A 22775-nucleotide genomic window follows, 5' to 3' on the forward strand; every position below is an offset into this window, starting at 1 on the left:
ATTTCGCAGCGTTTGACACGCCGCAATGAGACGACTCGCACCTTGCTTGACGCATTGTATGGGGCACATGCCGCCAATGATCGCGACAATAAAAACGTCGGCCTCCGAGAGAGGCCGACGTGTAGATTTTTCAAGGTAGCGTGCAAGTTTTAGAAATTGCCTTGGTTCTGCATTTTCTGTTGTTGAACTTGACGTACTGCCGAACCGACCGCTTGCAGTAATCCTTCGCTGATCATCATTCTCGACTCTTGGCCGTTGGCGATCGACTTTTGCACAACGATCACATCACCACCATCGGTGGCACGCGACAGCGTGTCAATCATCGCAGCGATCACCTCGTTGGTCTCAATTGATTGAGCGTACTGAAGGATAGGAAGCAATTTGACTCGGAATTGACCTACCGGGCGAACCGCACCTTGGTCGCTAGCTCCCGAATCGATCAATTGCTTCATCAATGTTTCGCTGTCTTTACCAACGGCGACGAACACTGACTTGGCTCCTGTTCCGACATGAACTCGCAACTTAGGGCCGAACATCTTCTGAAGCTCGTCTTCGCCTTGGGGCACATCGGCTTCGACCAAGTGCATCGAAACCCCCTTGTAGCTACTTACGTCAAACGAAAACTTTGGAGCGTTAGGTTCGTTTTGAATCTTCGCCGCCAAGTCTTTGACGATTTGAGCCGCTTCGTTGCCATCCGCTACGAAACCACCAAACACGAATTGAAAATCGTTTTGGTTGGCCAACAACAGGGCTCCGACGTCTGCTTTGCCTTCTTTGACCGAACGGCTGGCGAGATCGATGATTCGTTGAACCAGTGCTTCGACGTCGTCACGTTGGGCGTCGGACAAGTCGTCCGACTGATTCAGTGCAGCACGAATCGCTCCGGTCGCGTTTTCCAGGCTGGCGCTGACCTGCTCAATCGCTTCAGGTCCAATCGACATTGAGGTGTGATAATACGCGGCTGCGTCGTCACGAATGACGGTTGCAAACTGGGATGGAATCGCCTGTTGACCACCATACATCGATGCCAGTTCGCTACCGGCAACTGCTGTGAAGGATCCCTCGAACATCAATTGCTTGCCGGCTTGGTCAATGTTCCAGCCAATCTTCAGCTCGTCGGTATCTTGGATCAATTGCTCGATCTGCTTGATCGAACTTTCGGCCATTGCCTTGGTTCCTTCGGCATCTGCCTGATCTTGCTTCGAGATCGCTTGCTCAAATCCTTGGCGAAGTTGAGCGACAAGCATGTTGCGAGTCTCGGTTGGCACCAACTGCATTCTTAGACGAATGGCGATGTCATAGTCATTTCCCATTCCCTCAAACAACGATGCTGGGTCGGTGGGAGCGAGATTGAGCAAGTCACGGTTGCGAGCGATGACAGCCCAATTGCCGACTTGGCGAACATAAACTGTGTTCGCTCCTACAGCGATCACAAGCGTGCCGTCGTCGAGTTCGTCCGCAGGTCCCGTTTGGGCCTCCAAACGCTTCAGCACCATCCGTACGTCCGCCGTAGGCAGCAGTGCGATTGGCTCAGGCGTTCCATTGACCAGGGGAACAATAATGCCAATGGGCTGATTCATGTCGACACCTTGTGTAAAGGTGCCTGCCATCATTTGAAAGATACCGCCGTACTGAGGCTGGCCTACGACGCCGGTCAAGTAGTTGATGTCTTGCATCAACTTGTTGATCGAACCCAGCGTGACAACAACCACTGGCTCTGTCGCATCGGTAACCACAGTTCCACCGTCAGCGGCGGGTGCTGTGCCTTGGGCATGAACCAACGAATTAGAACTGGCAAAAAGCGTCGCAGATGCAAACGCAACGACTGCAAAAAGTCGACTGACCGTAATTGAACAACGGAAAGACATTTTCAAACCATCCTTAGGGAAATCGAAGCAAGAGTTTTAGAAATTATGTATCCAGACTTCACGCAGTGGACAAGCCAACGGCAAAACAGGGTGTTTGTACAGGGTTGCGGCTTTGCGTGAGATCCGGTGCGTGACCGACACGTAGGTGGGCCCCGGTCATCGCATTAACAATGTAGGCTGACGCAAAGGGCCAAACCGGATTGTCTATCTAAGTTACCCACACCGAACCGCAATAGTTTCATCATTGCCGAAGAATGCAACAACCCACCATCAAAAAGGGGTTCGTGCTGCGATCCGTGCGTTTTGAAGTTGCGGTTTTCCTAGGCTGGACGCGTTCGGAAGGCATCGATAATGCGTGGGACCCGGTCGCTACTGGCGATAAGATCAGAAGACGTTTGCCCTTCTGCAGAGAGTGGGGCAAGCTGTACCACGATGTAAAGACGTTGCCTCGACCAAGAGGCAGCGATAGCAGGAGTTCGCCGATGAGGTGCTAGCGTTCTCGGAAGATGATCCGACCTTTGGTCAGATCGTACGGTGAAAGCTCAACTCGCACCTTGTCACCCGGAACGATCCGGATGAAGTGTTTACGCATTCGACCTGCAACGTGAGCCATCACTTCACTTCCGGTCTCTAATTGGACGCGGAAACGAGTATTGGCGAGTGCTTGTGTTACGGTGCCTTCGACTTCGAAGGCCTCTTCTTTCTTTGCCAAGAGACAAAACCTGTTCGTGTGAATGTATTCGCTGGATTTACAACAGCATAAAGTGGCATGATTTCAACAGAAACACTAATCGTTCGCCGAACAACACGTCTGGCGAACGTTCACCATCCCTACCCTAAATAAACCGAAACCTGAAAAAGAACGAACCCGCCAAACTGGCGGGCAGGTCGATTCCTATGCGAAGGGAACGCATATTCTGTGCCACAGTTCTCTTTCGAAAAAGAGCAGCGATTAACGCTTGCTGAACTGGACACCCCGGCGAGCACCACGAAGACCTGGTTTCTTACGCTCTTTCATTCGTGAATCGCGGGTCAGGTAGCTGCCTTCACGAAGAGGCTCATGGAGTGCTTCGTCGTAGCTAACCAAGGCACGTGCCAGTCCCATTCGAACTGCACCGCTTTGACCGGTCATTCCGCCGCCGTTGACACGGACGAGAACATCAACTTGCTCGTTCAGGCCGACTGCATCAAGCGTTTGAGTGATGCTGGCCTGGTCTTGAGCGTTTACAAAATACTCGCCGATCGGCTTCGAGTTTACTACGATCTTGCCGCTTCCAGCACGAACTCGCACGCGAGCTACACTGCTTTTACGACGTCCCGTACCGAGGGCGTCACCGTTGATTTTGTCCTTTTTTACAGCGACCATAAGTATCAGTCTGGTTTTTTAGTTTTTTTCAGATGGATTAACAGCACGTGCGGAAAATCCGTCACGCATCAAATAGGGGTAACTAACAGAACAAATTCTGCCAGATTTAGTTTTCGCTTTTAGCCTTCTTGCCCACTCGTTGCAGAACGACTGGCTGTTGTGCTGTGTGAGGGTGCTCGGAGCCTGCGTAAATCTTCAATTTCTTGAGCATTTGTGTTGCCAATTTGTTCTTTGGCAACATGCGGCGGACCGCGTGAAAGATCAAGTCTTCGGGCTTACGTTGTTGACGATCGCCGTAGCTTTCCAAACGAAGGCCAGGGTGTCCGGTGTACCAAGTGTAATGGCGAGCGTCCATTTTGCGGCCCGTCATCGCTACTTTTTCAGCGTTCGTGACGATCACAAAGTCGCCGCAATCGACGTGCGGAGTGTATTCAGGACGATGTTTTCCCATCAACACGACGGCGATATCGCTGGCCAGCCGACCAAGAACTTCGTCGGATGCATCGACGATGTGCCACTGCTTATCAACTTCGCCAGACTTGGCCATGTATGTTCGTTGAGCAACCACGAGATTGACTTTATTATCGAGAGCTAAAGGGTGTTTTGAGGTTGGACCGCCTACGCACGGGTTGCCCCGGTGGATAGCGAGAATCGAGGAATTTATCGGGCTGGGCGGTTGCAGACAAGGCCTTTCGTTCTAGATTCCCGCTGAATTGCGATGATTTCCAGCTAAAAATACTGACTAGGAAACAATCGACAGCCTCAAGTAGTTGGATTTAAGTAATCTTCTAGAGCTGGAATTCGCGAAAACCCTTCGCTCTCGCACCATTGCCCCCCCATAAGATTGGCAAGTAGCGAAACTCCTCGAGAATTTTGACTTCGCTGGTTTCGACCGCTGCGGATCGATCCCCGAAAGTCTTGGCGACTTTCGCTACGACAACAAGACCGCCAAAGTTTAGAGAGCGTTTAGCCTAAGAAAATCCTGACCCGAAGCGTAAGCGGGGGACTACAAGCATCCCCAGGAATTGCAAACACTTTAGGAATCCTGCTTCGGCCCAAACCGCTCCAAATAGTCATCCATTCTCAATTTGCGACGGGCGCTGTCGCTGGTCATGTAGCGAACTTTGCCAAAAATCGGGCGTTCGGGGCCCCAGGCTCGGTCAAACCGGCCGAGCGTCCAAAAGATCCCGCTGTACGAATTGGGGTCACGTCCGTCGAGTCCATATTTATTGTTCAACTCGATCATGATTCGCAGCGCATCCTGCGGCGTTTCGGTCCAGTGCAGGATTTTTTTGCCCCACAGCATTCGCATGTAATTGTGCATCACGCCGGTGCGGACCAATTCACGCTGCGCCGCGTTCCAGAGTGGATCGGCGGTTTCAGCCGCTTCGAACTGGTCCAGCGTATACACCTCGTCCCGAGGATCACTCTCGTGCTTTCGCAGCGTTTTGACCGCCCAATCGGGCAGCGTGTCAAAGTGGTCGTAAGTCTCGCTATCGCGAAAAGTTCGATTGAAACTCATCTCACGCCACGTGATCAGTTGGTCCAACAACGCCTCGGCCGACTCGCTAGTGTTCCAAAAGCCGTTGTTTTTTCCATTGGGCTCGGACGCTTGGTCGGGCGTCCAATCTTCATGATCCAGGATCCGGTCGACCATTTCGTGAGCCGCGATGTGCCCAAAGTGCAGATGCGGACTGAGCCCCGTCGTCGCATTTTCATCAGGGTGATTGCGATCGTCGTTGTAGCGAGAGAGATCGTTTTTGATGAACGCCTTCAGCCGGGACTGGGCTTCTTTGGCACCCCCGCGAACCGTTTGACTTGGTTTGACGTCATGGTCAATCGGAATTTTGTCGAGTCCATCGGGCGACAGCAATGCGTCGATGTCCGCCGGGGGCCAGCGTTTTGTGATCGCCGTAGGCAGCGTGTCGAGTCGTGGCAAAGTGACCCTCGATAATGGATCGGGCTTGGGCATTTCCAGCAGCATGTCCAGAATGTTCTTTTGCATCCAGCGGCGATAACTATGAGCGACGGTGAAGGTGCGATCGGGCATCCGCAGCGGCATCACCCCGTTGCTGTCCACTAATTCGAGTCTCGCGGGAATTCGGTCTTTTACCGCCTTGATCATGTCTGGCAAAAAGAAACACGGATACTCGTCCGTGACAACGGTGCACGCCTTCTTGGCCAGCGTGTGCAAAAGCGGACTTCCGATGCCCGGTTTCGGCTCGACGTACGGGTAATAGGTCACCGGTTTTTTTGCCAATGCGGCAGCATTGTCCCGCATGCCTTGGATGACGAACTGATGCAACCGATCGCTGGCCCATTGATAGCGAGTGCGGAGCGGCTCAAAGACAACGAGCGGCTTGCCAAATTCCTTTGCCCGATCGACTGCGTGCTGCAGTGCAAAGTTGTATCGGGTTCGGCGAAACGCGATCATCCAATACAGCACATAGTCGCCGTCTTCGCGTAGCGAATGAGTATTGGCGTCGCTGTGACGAATCTCGGGAATCAACATGCAGTGGTCACATCAAGAAGACAAAAAACGGGACGTCGGACCGATTCCGATCGGCACGCCTTTCTATTGTTGATGCGAGGCAAGTTTAGCTTGGCAGTTCCGCAGCGGGTTTGCCGCCTAACATCGCCGCGCTCAGACCGTCGACCGAACGCACATGCAGATCTCGCTGTGGGAAGGCGATCTCGATTTTGTGCTCGCGAAACGCGTCATCAATCGCGATATGCAGTTCGTGTTTTAGGCGGCGATAACTCGACACGCCTCCTACAAACACTCTGAGTTCAAAATTAAGTGTGCTGTCCCCAAACTCATTGAAAATCACCATCGGCGGCGGATCTTCCAGCACGGAGGTGTTCTTTTCGGCAACCTCATAAAGCAGCTTGGTCGTCAGGCGTGTGTCGCTTCCGTAAGCAACGCCAACGGAAGTTATCAGCCGTAAACTTGCATTGCTGAGCGTCCAGTTCACGAGATTGCCTGTTACAAATTCTTTGTTGGGAACCACCAATTCTTTGTTATTCCAATCCAGGATGGTCGTTGCCCGAATTCGGATTCGCGTGACCGTGCCAGTTACATCACCGATCGTCACCGTGTCGCCGACTCGCGCCGGACGCTCGAACAACAAGATGATGCCAGAAACAAAGTTCGCAAAGATTTCTTGTAATCCAAAGCCAAGTCCGACGGTCATCGCGGCGACCAGCCACTGCACGCTCGACCAGCTGACGCCCATGAAATGGAACGCCGCCAAGGCTCCTACCAAAATCATCAAATAGCGTGACATCGCGCTAGCGGCATAGCGGGCACCGGCGTCAAGCGGCAACCGCTGCAGCAGCGTGATATCCATCAATCCCGGGACGTTACGGCAAGCGATCACGGTCAACACGACCGAGAGAATCGCCATGATCAAGTCTCCCAGCGTGACCCACACTGGCCCCGAATCGGACTCGGCCGACAAGTGCACGTTTAACCACAGTGGATAGCGATGCACCACGCCGAGTGCCGGAATAAACTCGCTCCAGGTTAAATACAACCCAATGGCGCCGAGCAGAATCGGCACCAATTTGACAAAACGTTGGGCTTGGCGATTGAGGTCCGACAATTGAACATGCCCGGCGCTCTCGATCATACCCACCGCATCGGCTGGCATTTCCGGTGTCGACTCTTTGACTTGAGCCAAGGCTTCACGGCGTTCTCGAGCACGTGCGATGGCAACGCGGCGATACGTGATCAGCAACCAACGCATCAACAGTGCACGAACGAAGATCAAAAAGGAGACAATTCCAACCGAGACGACCACACGCCACGACAATTGCACAGCGGCATAGTGATATCCAGCCAGCGAACCGGCTAACAAAACTAGCGGAATTAACACCAATAGCGGGGTAAGAGCACATCCGACTCTGGCGGTTGCCGTGTCGGACGTGGCGCGAATCTGCGCCATGATCGTACTACGTGGCCCCAGCCATACCCACAGAATGATTGCCCCTGTGATCATCGCGATCGCAAAGGCGAGTCGCCCGATCGACGCCGTCATCAGCTCATCGCCACGAAGTTCGGTATACATCACGATCACCGAGCAAGGGACGATGATCCGCGCACTCCAAACCAACCCGCGACGAATCACGTGAGTCGCGGTGAGGTCCCAAATAAAGTGGTCTTGGGCAATCCCGTCGGTACGGAAAACGTGACGGACGAAATCGATGACGTACATCAAGATACTGCCGCTATAAAGCGCCTTGCCAAACAGATGCAGTGGTTCGCCGATCAGCGTCGCACTTTCCAATCGCCATGCGATCCACAACGTGAATAACGCCGCGGGGCTGGCAATCAAGATGGTCATCAACACCGCATGCGTGGTCGGAGCAAACAGAGTGGCGTTGGGACGCGACGCCTCATGTCCCAGCCGGCTAATCTCGCCCTTGATTCGTCCTCGCGAAAACAGCAGCCAACCAATCAAAATCCAAATGGGAACGGTGGCGAGCGGTTTTTCGCGGATATCGTTAGCTAAAACCGTCAAGCCGTCCTTCCATGGCTGCAGACTAAACGCGTCAGCCAAGGGCTCGCGCCACGAGAACCCCGAGCGGTACCAAACCGGTGTGGTGCTAGGCACCCACAACACATGCTCCGAAACAAACGCAGCATGCTCGTCGATTAAGTCCGCCAATCGCCGCTGCTCGACTTCGAGATTACTCAATCGGTTCAGGCGTTTACGAGCGATTTCGGTCAGCTCGCGATACAACGTTAAGCGATCATTAAAGACGCGGCGAAGTTGGTCTTCGACGTGCTCGCGATCGTCCGCAGGGATCAATTCAGCGTGACTTTCGATATAGCGGTCCACGGCGTCATCGAGATCCAACAGTTTTCGACGCTCGTTTTCCCACTTCAGAATTTCGACGGTCAAGTCGCTGATAGCGGCGCGTCGCTTACGAGATTCCTGGCGATACGCCGAGGTGCTCGGTAACTCATTTTTCTCATTCCGCAGCAGTAACCCGATTTCTTCGGAAAACTGAGCCGCTTCGGCTTGATCGCGTGTTTCGGTGAACTGAGCGTCGCGCGCAATATATTCGTCACGCGTGACAACGATGGACTTTCGGTTTTTTTCGAGCTCTTCCAGCAGCGATGTTTTGCGATTTGCCAAACCAAGGTTGATCTCGGCAGCGTCCTTGATTTCTTGGTCGGCGGCTTGCACTGCCTCGACGGCTTGGTTGGCCTCCTTCATCGCCTCGGCTTGCTCGGCTTTTGCCAATGCTGCCTGCAAACTTTCGACCTGTTTTTGCTTCAACATCTGTTCGCGTGCTGTCGCGTCACGCTGCAGTGCAAGCAGTCGCTGAGCATCTTCGGCCACGCGAGTTTCGGTGTCGAACAGATCCAAGTCGTTTTTCAGTTGCAGTATTTTCGTCTGCAGCGAACTGCGACGTGCCGCTTGAAGCGGATCCGTGTCGTCGTCAGCAATCTCAGCAAGTTGTTTCTCGGACTCGGCCAACGCCGACCCTGACGACACAATCAGGGTGGGCAGTTCCGCGACCCGTTTGCCCCAAAAATCGACTTGCTCGTTCAGCCCTTTTAACTGTTGGTCCATCTCAGCAAGATCGGCAAATGCTTGCCGATGCCGAATCTGCAATTGGCTCAGCGACACCTCGTCCAAGTTAGCTGAGTCACTCACTTGACGCGTCGCCAATTTCTCGAGTCGAGCTTGCGCGTTCTTGATATCGTCGGCGACGGTGGTCGTTTGTTTGGTTAACAGCTCGATTCGCTGGCTCGAAACCTTCGCCTCGTCGATCCGCGTGATAGCTTTTTTCAGCAGTTCGGTGATCTGAGCTTTGAGCGCGTCATCCAAGTCGACCGACGCGGCGATCAATTGAATCCGCGTTTCCAAATCGCTTTTGCTCGGCCCGGCCGGTTCGGGAATCCCGTTGGCCTTGGCCGTCCCGTTTGGCTTTGCAGGGCTATTGGAATCGGGGGACGATACTCCATCGACCTGATCCGCTGCGGGTGTGACCTCCGCCGGGGATGCGGGATCACTCTCCGGTTTCGAGCTGGCGGATTGCGGATCCACAAACGGTGACGTGCTGGAATCCCCGGGCGCGTTCAGCTGTAGCGGTGGCACAGTCTGTGCCCTGACCAAGTGACCTGAAAACAGGTGGCCCGAACAAAAAAACAGAAGAACAATAAAGCCGGTTCGAAAAGATCGGATGCTGCCATCCGACACGGCCAAGGGAAAACACAAACGACGCAAACGAGACTCCATTTTGGTCGAAAACCGCATGCCGGATGGTAAGATTGCCTCCCAAAGCAGCGATAGCCACTCAAGCTTACGCAGCGTAGTATGCTGCGGTCAATTACGTTCCACAGCGAACTTGCCGAGCTTTTTGCATTTTGACGTCTTTGACAATGCTTCGCGAAGTTAGCCTGGGATCGATGAGTTCGCGGTTCAAGCTGGGACAACTTCGGCTACATTCATGCACAACCGATGAGTATACGGTTTTCATTTTCCCTCGTTTCTTCTTCCCGTGACAATTTGAGGTTCCCGACGTGGGACGTAGGCGACGATCGATTCCTTGGGCTCTCGTATTGGCCACGCTACTCGCAATCATGGCTGCGGCGTATGTTTTCGGAGTGTCATGGTGGCAAACGCGAGGGACGTCGCATTACACCCCAGCAGATCTCTACATCACTCGGTTGATGGACGTCACGATCGCCGCTTGGTTGTTTTGGATTGGATCCTCGATCGGCAGTTTCCTGAACGTCGTCGCATGGCGAATGCCGCGACAACAAAGCGTTAACGGACGATCGTATTGCCCACGATGTAATACTCGTCTAAAGGCTCGCGACAATTTCCCCGTGTTTGGCTGGCTGGCGCTGCGTGGGCGATGCCGCACATGTCGGCTTCCGATCTCGCCTCGCTACCCGATCGTCGAGGCGTCGGTTGGCCTCAGCATCACGTTGGTGGGGATCGCCGAAGTCTATCGGTTGAGCTTGCCTTACCAAAACCAGCACTGGCATGGCGGCCCGTTGTGGATCCCGATGGTGGATCGAGCGGTATTGGGAATCCTGCTGTATCACGTCGTCGCAATTGCACTCAGCTGGGCGATGGGGCTGATTCGTATGGACGGAAATTCGCTTCCAAGACGGTTGGTTGCGACGGCCGCCGTGCTGCTGATCGGCGGGATGTTGGCGTTTCCGACCGTGATGGTGGTGCCGTGGCAGATGGCAGTGCCCCAGGGTTGGCAAGGCGACGGGCTCTATGTCGACGCCGTGATGCGAGTGATCACGGCGCTGGTGGCCGCCACATTTTTAGGCCGTTGCTTGGCTCGCGGTCTGTGTGTCGGTGCCGACCCGAAACTCGATCCACTAGGGAAATCGACGATTCGTTTGGTCGATTTAATTACGATCATTGCTGTGCCAGCAATCGTGTTGGGGTGGCAATCGTTGGCCGGCGTCTTGGTGGTCGCATCATGGATCGCACTCGGTCTGGGCCGCGTGCTGCCGAAATCGACCGACATGCTCGGGCGATTTGCCATCGCCGTGCCGATCACGCTGTGCTTGGCGATCATGTTCTGGAGACCGCTGCACGCGGCAGCGGTGTGGCCCAGCGATGGCAGCTCGCCTTGGGTGTTGCTGGCGGCAGCGGCGGCATTGGTCTTGTTCGTTCCGACGTGGCTTCGGGAAAGGCAAGCATCGCCCCGCGAAGTATTGCCGTTAGACGAAGCCGAGGACCACGACGACGACCAGGCGGGTCCATATGTTTTGGAAAATTGATGTGTAAGCCATAGACGTTGCCTGTAGCGGGTAACTAAAATTTGCGAATCCGAAATCGGCGATTGTTCTGGTTTCATATCCCCACTTTTAGGCGAGTTCGCAGTCATGAGAAGACGCATGTTGAGTGTTTTAGTTTTGACTTTGGCTTTGGTCGTAACGGTATCCGCAGATGATGCCAAACCGAAAAAGAAAGGCGAGCGGGCAGGCGGAAAAAATGCGGGTGTCGCACAGTTGCTGAAACCGTTCGAAGCGGTTGATTTGACGGAAGAGCAAACCGCCAAGATCAAAGTCTTGGGCAAGGCGATGAATGAAAAGAGCGAAGCAATTCGCGAGGAAGCGGGCATCACCCAAGAATTGGTGAAGAAGCGAGCCGAAGCGATGAAGGCAGCTCGTGAATCAGGCAAAAAAGGTAAAGAGCTGGCAGCGGAAGTCGACGCCAAGGCGGGGCTTTCGGAAGCTCAAGTCAACGCGATGAAAAAGGTTACCGAGCTTCGCCATAAATTCATGCAGGATGCTGTCGCTCTGTTGACTCCGGAACAGAAAGAAAACCTTCCTGCCCGAGTGAAAGGTGCTGGAAAAGAAGAGGGAAAAGAAAAAGGCAAGGGTAAGGGCAAGAAAAAGAAAGACGCAGAATAGGCCTAACCTCGGCCTCTCCCCCCCTCAGAGATTCAGCTTAAACGGTTGATATTACAAAGCTTCGATTCATGATTGGATCGAGGCTTTTTTGTTATGATAGTCGTTCCAGTGCTGACGCAGGGCGGCACCTGTGTACCGACTGGCTGCTCTACCCACACCCCACAAAGGTAATCCACACGTGAGAATGTTTAGATATAGCACAGCGATCCTCGCTCTCGCTCTTTTGACTGGCATCGCTTCAGCCGAAACCACCAAGCTCGTCCTGGTCGCGGGCAAGCCGTCGCACCCGCCACGGATGCACGAGTTTAACGCGGGTGTGCAATTGCTGGCTAAGACTTTGGCATCGGTAGAAGATCTGGAAACCAAAGTGGTGCTCAACGGTTGGCCGGACGACGAATCGATCTTTGACAATGCCGACGCTGTGGTCTTCTACATGGACGGCGGCGGCAAACATGAGGTGGTCCAAGAAGAGGGCCGTCGTTTGAAGACGATCGACAAATGGGTCCAAAACGGAGTGGGCGTTGGCTTCATGCACTACGGCGTCGAAGTGATCGCAGATCAAGCGGGCGAGGAATTCAAAGATTGGATCGGCGGGCACTACGAAAACATGTTCTCGTGCAACCCGTTTTGGGAACCGATGTTTGTCACGTTGCCGGATCATCCCATCACTCGCGGGGTGAAGCCGTTCCAAATCAAGGACGAATGGTATTTCAACATGCGATTTGTTGGCGACATGGCCGGCAATGAAGCGAAGCAGGTCGAAGGTCTAAAGTTCCAGCCGATCTTGGTCGCCGTGCCCTCGGACGAAGTTCGCAATGGCCCCTACGTTCATCCCAAAGGTCCGTATGCCCATATCCAAGCAAACCAGGGCCGCGCCGAAGCGATGATGTGGGTGGTGGATCGCGAAGATGGCGGACGTGGACTCGGATTCACCGGAGGCCATTTTCACGACAATTGGGGCAATGACGATTTCCGTAAAGTCGTACTCAATGGCTTGCTATGGGTCGCCAAGCACGACGTGCCTGATGGCGGCGTCGAGTCAACGGTCACGAAAGCGGACCTGGACGCTAACTTGGACAAAAAGAACCGACGTTAAAAAGATGCGTTAAAAAAGGCGTTGGGCTCCCGCCTCGCCTGTTCGCGCTCGGCAGGCGGGAGCCTGCAATTCATTGGGTTCCCAGGCAGGAGCCTTGGGAACCAGTTATGACGTTCGCCGAGAAACGTCGGAAAATCTCCGTCTGTTTGTCTTCCGCCCCAACGCGTGGCTCAGCTACAATCTCGCGCCACCTGGTAGTTTGAACAACACCGCATGAATCAATTGGTGAACATCTTCAACGTTGGGGGCTTCATTTAGTTGCTTAGCGACTTGTGACCAATCCCCGCGTTTTGCATACAGTTCGATAAGTGCTTCACGTCGCTTCTTTGCGTTTCGGATCGTAGACGCCTTAGCGATGGCGGCGGCAGTGCCTGGGGTTTCAATCAGTTGATTTGCGGCCCTGAGCGATCCCTGGCGGAACCCGCGATGACGCTCCACCGTCGCCGCGTCGACTGCATGCTCGAGCAATTGCCGGGCGGCGTCAGGACCGTCAAGTTCAGCAAGTACTTCGGCAAATAAAGTCAAAGCACCGGAAGCGGAGAAGCCACCGCACAGCCCTGGCCAGTTTGGAAGCTCACGCAGCGCGCGATGCAACCATTTCACTGCCGTCTCCGATTCACCAGCCTGCATCAAGAACCACAATTGATCGCAAATCTCGTCGACTGGAAAATGTATGTTAGGATCGTCGTTCGTTTTGAGTTCTTTCAACCGCTGAGCAATAACCTTTTCGGCTCGCTTGTTTGCCAATTCTGACAAACCCATTGCCGATAGGCTGCCCGTGTCCAGCAGGTGAGTGTGCCCATTGCGTTCAATCCAGTTTACATATTTGGTGACTTCGGCATCCTCGTTAAGTCGACGATACGCCTTGATTGCACTCAGAATCAAAGTGGGTTCGATGAGGAAGTTGTCGACGTCGGGGATCCGTTTTGTCATACGACGGATGGCGGCTAGCGCACGGCGATGGTCCTCGTCGAGCAACGCCTGTCGGTATTGGTGACGGTACTTCCCGATTTGACTTTCCGCGTCGGAGCTGTCTTCTGCCTTTGCGAGTCCATTGAGGATGCGAAAGGACTCGACAAAATGGGTCAGAAATTGCTGTTTACTGCGGGGAGCTTGTGGTAATTGAGCATCGATCGCTGCCAAATACTTTTCCGCCCGTTTCAGATTGGGGATCTCCAAGCAAATTTCGGCCCCGACCAACGCGAGCCTGACGTAAGAATCGACATCGGTAGGAGCGAGCAACGCAATAAGTCGCTCCACCCGTTTGAGCGCATTGGCTTCGAGCCCGCATTCCGCTAACTGTCGAAGGCGGACTGACGCGTTGGCCGCTGATCGTGATGGCTTCGATAGCTGCTCGCAGGAATCGAGATAGCACTCGAGCCAAAGTTTGAGCGAACCGCTGGCAGGCCACTTTTTACGCGGTGGCTTAGAGCGTTTAGGGGATGCCGTCTTCGTTTTAGCCATGACCCAAAATTCCCTTTTGAAACAAACGCTTTAACCTGATGCATTCTGACAGGACTGCTTTTCGCGATCACACGTAGTGAGCCGAGCGATAGAACTGCTGCCCCAACTCATGCATTTTAGTCGCTTGGAAGGACGAGATGGGGCCAGGCATTATGGGCTAGGCATCGCGAGGGTCAGAGCGTGGACGACACCGCTGGCAGAGACCGGATTTTTTCAGGACCCGCATACGCATAACAACGCCCAGCCCTCGCGAAACGTCTCTTGTTCCGTCAGTATAGGGGCACGCTTGGTCTGGTTTTTGTTCCCCGAGGCAACTCAAATGAACGCTTCACCTTCGCCGTCCGATGTACTCATTGATCGAGTCGTTGCGGCTGCTAACGCTCAGTTCGGTTCTGAACTGAGCCAGGATCTCAGGGAAGCCATGAATGCGTTCGCTGGACATCCGGATCTCACTGCTGCTCGGCACGCGATTGCTCAGCGGTTGATCGACATTCGCAGTTGTACGGGCGCAGGTTTCCTGGCGGTTTGGTTTGGTGCGGCTGCGGAGAACGGAGCGGAACCTGAATCGGCGGGCCGCGACATTCTTGAAACGATGTTGAAGTGGTCCAGAACGGTGGAGACACCGCCGGACCAAGATTCTGATGAAGCAATCGAGGACGAGGAGATTGATCCTGAAATTAATTGCGGACTCGAGATGCTCGGCCAAGGATTGGTAGCGCACGTTTCCCGATCGCCGGCACTCCATCAACAACTATCGGATTCACCCTCGGTCATCGAAGAACTAGAACGCATCGAACACCTTTCCGCAGGGCCGATGTGGGTGCTGGAACTTTTACGCAAACGCAGTGGAGAGCTTGTGGTGATTCATGTCGAGCGGCGTCGCGGCTATCGAGTGTCCTATCAAAATCTGTCGAACTGTTTTCATCTGTTCACGTTGCTTCAATCTGCAATGGCCGATGTGAAGGCGCCCGATACAAAACGAGTCTCTCCACTTCTGAAGGCTGTTGCCATGGGCGAACGGCAAGACGACGTGCATGACGATGCATGGTGGCATTACGGGATCGGAACGTGTCCCACTGCGGATTTCGGTGGATCGATTTGGGGCGAAGCCACCCTTGATTCGATACCGGAAATCGAAGGAGAGCAAATTGTGCTTCTGTGGCCGATGCTGCTCTCCTCTCGCGGATGGGGAGCCGGATTCTTTGGTCCGTTCTTACAAGCGTTGCCTCCTAGCGTGGCCGTAATCAGCGAATTGACTGACGCGGAAGTCGCTCGTTGGACGGATCGACTAAAACTGCCCGCGATCAATTCGAAGCCATGGTGGAAGTTTTGGTGAGAAGAGTTCCCCCCAAGTCGCGATGCTTGATCAACCCAAGCGTTTTGGCGTGGGGAATTCGAGGACAAATTTGGTGCCGCGGCCGATTTCGCTTTGCACGCTGATGCGGCCGCCGTGGGCTTCGATGATCTTGCGTGCAGTCGGCAGTCCCAATCCTGAGCCGCCTTCTTTGGTGCTGTAGAACGGTTCAAACATGTGCAGCACGGTGTTGTCGTCCACGCCGCTGCCGGTGTCGATTAAATCGAGCGCGACGCCGGTGCGAGTCGGATAGGTTCGTGCCCAAATCTGGCCGCCCTCCTCCATCGCTTCCAATGCATTTTTGACAAGGTTCATCAGTGCTGCTTGCAACGAGTCGCTGTGCAACATGATCGCGGGCAGATCAGGATCCAAGTACTTTTCGATGTCGATCTCTCCCGCATCCGCTTGCGCCTGGTAGGCACGTAGCACGGTTTCGATCTGCTCGTTCAAACTGCCCGGGACGAGGTCGATGTCACGGAGCCGGGCATAGCGAAGAAAGTCGCGGAGCAAGCCTTCCATTCGCTCGCATTGCTGGCGAACAATGTCGACGCGGTCCACCGAGCGGCGACTGATCGGGGAGTCGATTTCGGACAAATCCTCGCTCAACAAGTCGATGTTCATGTGGATCACCGACAGTGGATTTTTGATCTCGTGCGCTAGCGAGCCCGCCAATTCAGCCAGCTCTTCGTACTGAGTCCGAATCGAATCGATTTGGGCGGCGTGTTCTTGGGCTGTCGTGTATTCTTGGGACGACATGAAGTGCATCGCTTCGAGTTTTGGATTTCGCGAGTGTGGTCGGTCGAGTTCAATCTCGGTTAAGATAAATAGTCTAACGCGAACCCATGCCAAAAACGATGACGCTGGATAAAGATGACGACCCCGCCCAGCCTAAATCCCTATGCCGCAACAATCGTTGATGAAGTGTTCACGGACTTTGAGGACGAAATTGCGCAGCGGAAACCATTTTCGTCGCTGAAGGTTTGCTTCGATGTTGCACTGATGATTGGGGTTTCGGGCGGCTTGTTCGGATGGTGCCTGATCGGGTTCGTGATGCTGACGAGTTTGTTTTCATCACCGGGGATGTCATCGTTTGCGATGCTGGGGTCGATGTTTTTCGGTGCCCTGCTGTACTTTTTGATCGGCGCCCTCTTGGCGTTGCTTGCGGCAATTCCGGTGGTGACGCTGTCGGGATGGCTGCTGTCAATGCGAGAACCCCGCGTTGCCTGGACCCCCACCAGCATTCGCGTGTTTGGCAGCGTGACCGGGGCGATGAGCGGTTTCTCCTGTTTGGCGATTCCGGGCTTGCTATCGGGGGCGTTCCAAGTGCTCGGATTCTCGCTGGTTCCCGCGGCGTTTGCCGCTGTGACGGTGCCGTTATTGTTGTTTCGTACGGTCCGGCAATGTCGTGAGGATTTGGATTGGCGAGTGATGCATGAAAATGGCGATGTGGCGGCGTCACCGTTTTCATTGCCCCCTGTCGATTCTGGCTCGGGAAAATTACCCTAAAGGGCGTCGTTCGGGGTTGCTGCGAAGGGCGGACGCTGAATGCTGCGACCGCTCGCAAAGCCGCTCCCCTTCGTTTCTCACTCGTTTTCTCTGAAACAGATAAGTATGTCGACCGTTTCCACTGAAAAAAACTCTGCGGACCCTTACTTCCAAGCTCTCTTTGCAGACCGCATCGGCGGCGCGAATTACGGCAAAGACACCGAGATCTATAAGTTCGAGAAGATCAAACGAGCAAAACGCAAAGCACTGGCGGATCATCCCGAGCGAAAATTGTTGGACTTCGGCATCGGTGAAAACGACTCGATGGCCGATGAGTCGATTCGCAAGGTGATGAACGACGAAGTCAACAAGCCCGAAAACCGTGGCTATTCCGACAACGGCATCGCCGAATACAAGGAAGCGGCGGCTCGGTTCATGAAACGGCAATTTGATGTCACGCTCGACCCGGTGACGCAGATCAACCATTGTATCGGCAGCAAGCCTGCGTACGCGATGTTGCCTGCGTGCTTCATCAATCCCGGCGACGTCACGTTGATGACGGTGCCCGGCTACCCGGTCGCGGGGACTCATACTCGCTACTACGGCGGCGAAGTTTTCAAGTTGCCGCTGCTGGCCGAGAACGGCTTCTTGCCCGATTTTGATGCTGTGCCTGATGACGTTTATCGGCGAACCAAGTTGTTGGTGCTGAACTACCCCAACTCGCCCACCGGACGCACCACGACTGCAGAGTTTTATGAGAAGGTCGTCGCGCTGGCGAAGGAAAAAGAGTTCGTGGTCGTTCAAGACGCCGCGCACGTCATGTTGACGTTTGATGGAAAACCCCTGAGTTTTCTGCAAACCCCCGGCGCGATGGATGTCGGTGTCGAAGTTCACTCGATGAGCAAGGGCTACGACATGATTGGTTGGCGAATGGGATTCGTGTGTGGCCACCCACGCATCGTTTCCGCCTTTGCCGATGTCAAAGACAACAGCGACAGTGGTCAATTCATGGCGACTCAGAAAGCCGCTGCTGCCGCACTGGACGACGATTCGATTCCTCAGCGAATCAACGCCAAGTACCGTCGTCGGCTCGAAAAGCTCGTCGCGACGCTGAATGAGTGTGGTTTCGAGTGCGAGATGCCGGGCGGCACCTATTTCCTCTACACCAAATCGCCTAGCGGAACAAAGTCGGGTGAAACGTTTTCCAAGGCCGAGGATGCGACTCGCCATTTGATCGAGCAATTCGGAATCGTCACGGTGCCTTGGGACGATGCCGGATCCTTCTTGCGGTTCAGCGTGACGTATGTCGCCGGGAGCGAAGCCGAAGAAGATGCATTGATGCAAGAGACCAAAAAACGCCTCGGCGACGCCGGTTTGGTCTGGAAGTAGTTTTCCAAAATAATGGATACCGAAGCCGCAGAATCGTCATGATCTGCGGCATCGGAGCGATGAAATAACGAAAAAAGCCACCAACATTCAATGTGGGTGGCTTTTTTTCATTGTGACGTTTGAAGTCAAGCTGGCTGTTTGGGGTGACACTTGCGGCGCAGGCGGATACCAACGGCCTTGAGTGGTAGGCGTTAGCCTCGATCCACGCAGTAGCCGTAGGGTGCTGCAAGGCCCGCGGCTAGCGCCGTCGGCTCACGATGGGCAATCAGATCAAACCAAGCAGACTGCTTTAGGCTTTGGCGCCGGCAGCTTTGACAAGCTTGCTCAGACGGCTCTTGGTACGTGCCGCTGCGTTGCGGTGAATCACGTTCTTGCTGGCAGCTCGATCTAGCTTTTTGACTGCCAATCGGAAAGCCGCTTGTGCCTTTTCGCCATCGCCAGCAGCAGCCGCTTCGCGGACGATGCGAATCGTTGAACGCATGTTGCTCTTAAAAGAACGGTTGAGCAAACGTTGTTTTACGTTCTGGCGAAGTCGTTTTTTTGAACTTTGGGTATTTGGCATCTTCGGTTTATCGCGCTCTCGTGGGCGTCCATCATCGGAAACTAGGGAATTGAAGGCTCGGTAGTATGCCAAGCTGTCTGCCATCTGTCCATAGTCAACTTTTCAGGTGAAAATCAAGCTATGAACAGCATGGTGTATTTGATCGGTGCCGGCCCAGGCGATCCAGGGCTTTTGACGCTGCGGGGGGCCGAACTCCTCTCTCGCAGTGATGTCGTATTGTATGACGGGCTCAGCAATGTGGAATTACTATCGCATGCCCCTTCGGCAGAACACATTTGCGTCGGAAAGCATGGCCAGCAAAGGATTTGGCGTCAGGACGAGATTATTGACGAGATGCTCAAGCATGCTCGAAACGGTCGCATTGTCGCTCGGCTCAAAGGGGGGGATCCGGCCGTTTTTGCCCGTACGGCCGAAGAGGTCGAGGCGTTGTCCGAGGCCGGGATTTCCTATGAAATTGTTCCCGGAATCACGGCCGCTTTGGCTGCCGGATCGTATGCCGGAATCCCAATTACCCACCGAAAACTTGCCTCGGCGGTCGCATTGGTTACTGGACACGAGGAGCCGGGGAAGACCGAATCGGCTCTCGATTGGCAGGCACTGGCCCATTTCCCTGGCACCCTGGTCATCTATATGGGGGTCACGACGGCGGAGGTTTGGACGCGATCGCTGATCGAAAACGGCAAATCCCCCGACACGCCGGTGGCGATCGTCCGCCGCTGTAGCCACCATGACCAGCAGACGTTTCGCTGTCGTTTGGACGAGGTTGCGGACCGATTGAGTCCGGCCAACAAGATTCGCCCCCCCGTGATCGTGATCATTGGTCCGGTAGCGGAATTGACCGAAACGCGAAATTGGCTCGAGCAACGCCCGCTGTTCGGGCAAACCGTCCTGGTCACGCGGCCCATCGATCAAGCCGAAGAACTCGCCACCCCGCTGCGTGACCTCGGCGCGACCGTGCTGGTCCAACCGGCGATCCAAATTGGGCCGCCCCAAGATTGGGCGGAGGTGGATGCTGCGATCGGGTCGCTTGCCGATCAAGACTTTGTGATTTTTTGCAGTCGCAATGGCGTCCAGTACTTTTTGGATCGTGTGCTCGAATTGGGACACGACATGCGGATTTTTGCGGGCCTCCAATTAGCGTGTGTGGGAAAACAAACTGCCGCCGCGCTTGCCGATTTTCATCTGCACGCCGATCTGATTCCCACCGACTTTCGTGCCGAGTCATTGGTTGATGAATTGAGCGGTCGTGTGGCGGGCAAACGCATCACCTTGGTTCGGGCCAGTCGTGGTCGCGACATTCTCGAAGAATCGCTCACACAGGCCGGTGCCGATGTCACGCAGGTGGTAGCCTATTCGCACACCGATGTGACAACTCCCGATGCCAAAATTTTGCAAGCGGCACAACAAGGACGGATCGATTGGATCACGTTGACCAGTAGCGCCACGGCGGAAAGCGTGCATCGCATGTTGGGCGAATCGATGAAACAAGCGAAGATCGCAAGTCTCAGTCCGATCACATCGCAAACGGTACGCGATCTCGGATGCACAGTCACGTGCGAGGCGGATCCGTATACGATGGAGTCGCTTGTCCAGTCGCTGTTGAAATTCAATTTATCTTAAACGAGGGAAGGCGAGACGATGATTCCAAAGCCGTACAAACAGATGCATAAAAGTTATCCCGAGTACATGCAGGCGTATGAATCATTTGGCGAGGAGGCGAGGAACGCAGGTCCGTTGTCACCGCGTGATGTGGCGCTCGTCAAGCTGGCTATTTCGCTTGGCGCGGGACTCGAAGGTGCCGCCCATTCTCATACCCGCAAGGCGCTCGAAGCGGGGTGTACGCCCGATGAACTGCGTCACGTCGCACTGGTCTCGGCGCCCACGATCGGTTTCCCGACGATGATGCGGGCTCGGACTTGGGTCGAAGATGTGCTGGAAAAGCACAGCGGTTCAGTGGGCTAGTTCCTTGAATTCCTCCGATCCCGAACGATTGCCACAGCGATCACCTCAGCGGCTACTTGGTGTGGTGCTATGTGGCGGGCAATCGCTGCGTATGGGCTACGACAAGGCGTCGCTTGTCCACGCCGATGGCACTTCCTTTTTGCAGCATGCGATCGATCGACTGTGCAATTTATGTGACGCCGTCATTGTTAGCGGACACACTTCGATCGATCATTCGGTAGAAACGATTGACGATCCGGTGGCCCATCGTGGTCCGGCAACCGGAATCGCGGCGGCGTTAAAACACGCCGATCTGCATGGTTTCGCTGCATGCTTGGTCACGCCGGTTGATATGCCGCTGTTGACGGCGACACATTTGAGTGGCCTAGTGGATCAATGGCAAAAGCAGGACGAGATCACGGTGGCCGAGTCTGATCGGGTGCAGCCGCTTGTCGGGGTTTATCCCGTTCGTTTCGCTGATCCGTTGAAGCGGTTGGCAGAATCCGAGAGTCGTAGTTTGTTTCGTTGGCTTGGTTCACAAGATCATCATCGCGTAACGTTGCCCGCGAGTTGTTGTCACAATGTTAATACTCCTGAAGATTTGACGGATGTCCGCTAAGAAATTTGCATTTAACTCGCCTGATGAGGCGATTGCCGCGATTGCCGATCGATTAAGTGTCGTTGGGGTGGATGCCGAGCCTCAGGCATGTTTGGGCCGCGTGTTGGCGCATTCGGTGACGGCCGATCGCGACAGCCCCGCCGCGGATGTTTCCGCAATGGATGGTTACGCGATCCGGTTGGCCGATCTGCGTCCCGGTGAAACAATCCCCGTCCACGGCGAAAGTGTCCCCGGTTCGCCTCCGCCGGCGATGTCCGATGGCTCAATCGTCCGTATCTTCACCGGAGCCATCGTTCCAGCCGAAGCCGACGCGGTGGTCAAACGCGAAGACACCGAAGAACTCGAAAACGCGATTCGTTTCCGCGACGTGGCGTTGTCGACCCAGGCAGGCGAGAATATTCGCCGCGCCGGTGAGAATGCAAAATCGGGTAACACGGTGCTGCCCGCGGGCGTTTTGGTTAACGCCGCTCATCGCGCGACGATGGTCAATTTCGGTTGTTATCAAGCAAGCGTGTATTCGCCGGTTCGCGTTACCGTGATTACCACCGGTGATGAAGTCGGTGTGTTTGCCGACGAAACTCCTCAGCCATGGCAGCTTCGCAACAGCAACCAAGTGGCACTCACATCGCTAATCGAACCGAACCCATGGATTTCGATTCAAGCGGTTCTGCACGCTCGTGATGATCGCGAAACGCTGCAGCAAACTTTGGCCGCTGCACTGTCTCAGTCCGATGCGATCCTGATGACCGGCGGCGTGTCGATGGGCGATTATGACTACGTGCCAGACGTGGTTCGGGATGTGGGCGGGGACGTTGTTTTTCACGGGCTGCCGATTCGCCCTGGCAAACCGATTCTCGGTGCCGCTACCACAGACGGAAAATTGATTCTCGGATTGCCTGGCAATCCGGTGAGTGCGGTGGTGGGATGTCGCCGGTTTGCGCTGCCGTTATTGGCCAAACAGAGTGGGCAATCGGAGTGGTGTCCACCATCGACGCACGTGCGGCTTCAATCGGCGGGTTCGAAAACGCTGCCACTGTATTGGATGCGGATCGTAAAAATGGTTGCCGCTGGCGTTGCTGAACCCGTCCTCAGCCAAGGCTCAGGAGATCTGGTGTCACTGGGACAGAGTTCCGGTTTTGTCGAAGTTCCCGCAGGCGAAGCGGGTGAAGGGCCTTGGGCGTATTACCCATGGTAAGAAAATCACCGCCCACGAAATTTGATCTCGCTTGG

19 protein-coding genes are annotated in these 22775 nt (G+C 54.7%); 10 read left to right on the forward strand and 9 right to left on the reverse strand.

Annotated features, from left to right (window positions below; genetic code table 11):
• Positions 1-149: 149 nt before the first annotated feature.
• From SH528x_RS05485 to SH528x_RS05510, 6 genes are all read right to left on the reverse strand, one after another.
• Positions 150-1868: a hypothetical protein gene (locus SH528x_RS05485; RefSeq protein ID WP_442509520.1), complete on the reverse strand. Its 1719-nt coding sequence runs from the start codon at positions 1866-1868 to the stop codon at positions 150-152.
• 490 nt (positions 1869-2358) lie between these two features.
• Complete coding sequence (infA, locus tag SH528x_RS05490; RefSeq protein ID WP_040764994.1) at positions 2359-2580, reverse strand: translation initiation factor IF-1; 222 nt, start codon at positions 2578-2580, stop codon at positions 2359-2361.
• Between the two features lie 240 nt (positions 2581-2820).
• On the reverse strand, positions 2821-3234 hold the full coding sequence (rpsI, locus tag SH528x_RS05495) for a 30S ribosomal protein S9 (protein ID WP_442509521.1): 414 nt from the start codon (positions 3232-3234) through the stop codon (positions 2821-2823).
• Between the two features lie 106 nt (positions 3235-3340).
• Positions 3341-3781 carry a 50S ribosomal protein L13 gene (gene rplM / locus SH528x_RS05500; protein ID WP_442509522.1) on the reverse strand — a complete coding sequence of 147 codons (441 nt, stop codon included), beginning with the start codon at positions 3779-3781 and terminating at the stop codon, positions 3341-3343.
• 489 nt (positions 3782-4270) lie between these two features.
• A complete protein-coding gene (locus SH528x_RS05505; protein ID WP_442509523.1) occupies positions 4271-5746 on the reverse strand; it encodes a deoxyribodipyrimidine photolyase in 1476 nt (491 codons plus the stop codon).
• 85 nt (positions 5747-5831) lie between these two features.
• Complete coding sequence (locus SH528x_RS05510) at positions 5832-9347, reverse strand: mechanosensitive ion channel domain-containing protein (RefSeq protein ID WP_442509524.1); 3516 nt, start codon at positions 9345-9347, stop codon at positions 5832-5834.
• Between the two features lie 464 nt (positions 9348-9811).
• Between SH528x_RS05510 and SH528x_RS05515 the strand changes: the two genes are divergently transcribed.
• From SH528x_RS05515 to SH528x_RS05525, 3 genes are all read left to right on the forward strand, one after another.
• Positions 9812-10999: a prepilin peptidase gene (locus SH528x_RS05515; RefSeq protein ID WP_442509525.1), complete on the forward strand. Its 1188-nt coding sequence runs from the start codon at positions 9812-9814 to the stop codon at positions 10997-10999.
• 117 nt (positions 11000-11116) lie between these two features.
• Positions 11117-11635 carry a Spy/CpxP family protein refolding chaperone gene (locus SH528x_RS05520; RefSeq protein ID WP_442509526.1) on the forward strand — a complete coding sequence of 173 codons (519 nt, stop codon included), beginning with the start codon at positions 11117-11119 and terminating at the stop codon, positions 11633-11635.
• Between the two features lie 184 nt (positions 11636-11819).
• Positions 11820-12731 carry a ThuA domain-containing protein gene (locus SH528x_RS05525; protein ID WP_442512083.1) on the forward strand — a complete coding sequence of 304 codons (912 nt, stop codon included), beginning with the start codon at positions 11820-11822 and terminating at the stop codon, positions 12729-12731.
• Between the two features lie 174 nt (positions 12732-12905).
• Here the strand turns inward: SH528x_RS05525 and SH528x_RS05530 are convergent, their stop codons facing one another.
• A complete protein-coding gene (locus SH528x_RS05530; protein WP_442509527.1) occupies positions 12906-14195 on the reverse strand; it encodes a hypothetical protein in 1290 nt (429 codons plus the stop codon).
• Between the two features lie 319 nt (positions 14196-14514).
• Between SH528x_RS05530 and SH528x_RS05535 the strand changes: the two genes are divergently transcribed.
• Positions 14515-15531 carry a hypothetical protein gene (locus SH528x_RS05535; RefSeq protein ID WP_442509528.1) on the forward strand — a complete coding sequence of 339 codons (1017 nt, stop codon included), beginning with the start codon at positions 14515-14517 and terminating at the stop codon, positions 15529-15531.
• 30 nt (positions 15532-15561) lie between these two features.
• Here the strand turns inward: SH528x_RS05535 and SH528x_RS05540 are convergent, their stop codons facing one another.
• Positions 15562-16305: a sensor histidine kinase gene (locus SH528x_RS05540; RefSeq protein ID WP_442509529.1), complete on the reverse strand. Its 744-nt coding sequence runs from the start codon at positions 16303-16305 to the stop codon at positions 15562-15564.
• Positions 16306-16419: 114 nt separating this feature from the next.
• Between SH528x_RS05540 and SH528x_RS05545 the strand changes: the two genes are divergently transcribed.
• Positions 16420-17055 carry a hypothetical protein gene (locus tag SH528x_RS05545; RefSeq protein ID WP_442509530.1) on the forward strand — a complete coding sequence of 212 codons (636 nt, stop codon included), beginning with the start codon at positions 16420-16422 and terminating at the stop codon, positions 17053-17055.
• 105 nt (positions 17056-17160) lie between these two features.
• On the forward strand, positions 17161-18423 hold the full coding sequence (locus SH528x_RS05550; RefSeq protein WP_442509531.1) for an LL-diaminopimelate aminotransferase: 1263 nt from the start codon (positions 17161-17163) through the stop codon (positions 18421-18423).
• A gap of 289 nt (positions 18424-18712) precedes the next feature.
• Here the strand turns inward: SH528x_RS05550 and rpsT are convergent, their stop codons facing one another.
• Positions 18713-18985 (reverse strand): 30S ribosomal protein S20, encoded by a 273-nt coding sequence (gene rpsT, locus SH528x_RS05555; RefSeq protein WP_442509532.1) that lies wholly within the window; start codon positions 18983-18985, stop codon positions 18713-18715.
• A 120-nt stretch (positions 18986-19105) separates the two neighbouring features.
• Here rpsT and cobA point away from each other — a divergent pair, with 120 nt between their 5' ends.
• Genes cobA through SH528x_RS05575 form a run of 4 tightly spaced genes read left to right on the forward strand, consistent with a single transcriptional unit; the run spans position 19106 to position 22740 of the window.
• Positions 19106-20605, forward strand: a complete 1500-nt coding sequence (gene cobA, locus SH528x_RS05560; protein ID WP_442509533.1) for a uroporphyrinogen-III C-methyltransferase — start codon at positions 19106-19108, stop codon at positions 20603-20605.
• An 18-nt stretch (positions 20606-20623) separates the two neighbouring features.
• Positions 20624-20947 (forward strand): carboxymuconolactone decarboxylase family protein, encoded by a 324-nt coding sequence (locus SH528x_RS05565; RefSeq protein ID WP_442509534.1) that lies wholly within the window; start codon positions 20624-20626, stop codon positions 20945-20947.
• 4 nt (positions 20948-20951) lie between these two features.
• Complete coding sequence (locus SH528x_RS05570; RefSeq protein WP_442509535.1) at positions 20952-21545, forward strand: molybdenum cofactor guanylyltransferase; 594 nt, start codon at positions 20952-20954, stop codon at positions 21543-21545.
• A complete protein-coding gene (locus SH528x_RS05575) occupies positions 21535-22740 on the forward strand; it encodes a molybdopterin molybdotransferase MoeA (protein WP_442509536.1) in 1206 nt (401 codons plus the stop codon). Before SH528x_RS05570 ends, SH528x_RS05575 begins: the two co-directional genes overlap by 11 nt.
• The last annotated feature ends 35 nt before the right edge of the window (positions 22741-22775 follow it).

Origin of the sequence: Novipirellula methanifontis, from assembly GCF_052161655.1 — a bacterium.
Classification (GTDB): Bacteria; Planctomycetota; Planctomycetia; order Pirellulales; family Pirellulaceae; genus Novipirellula.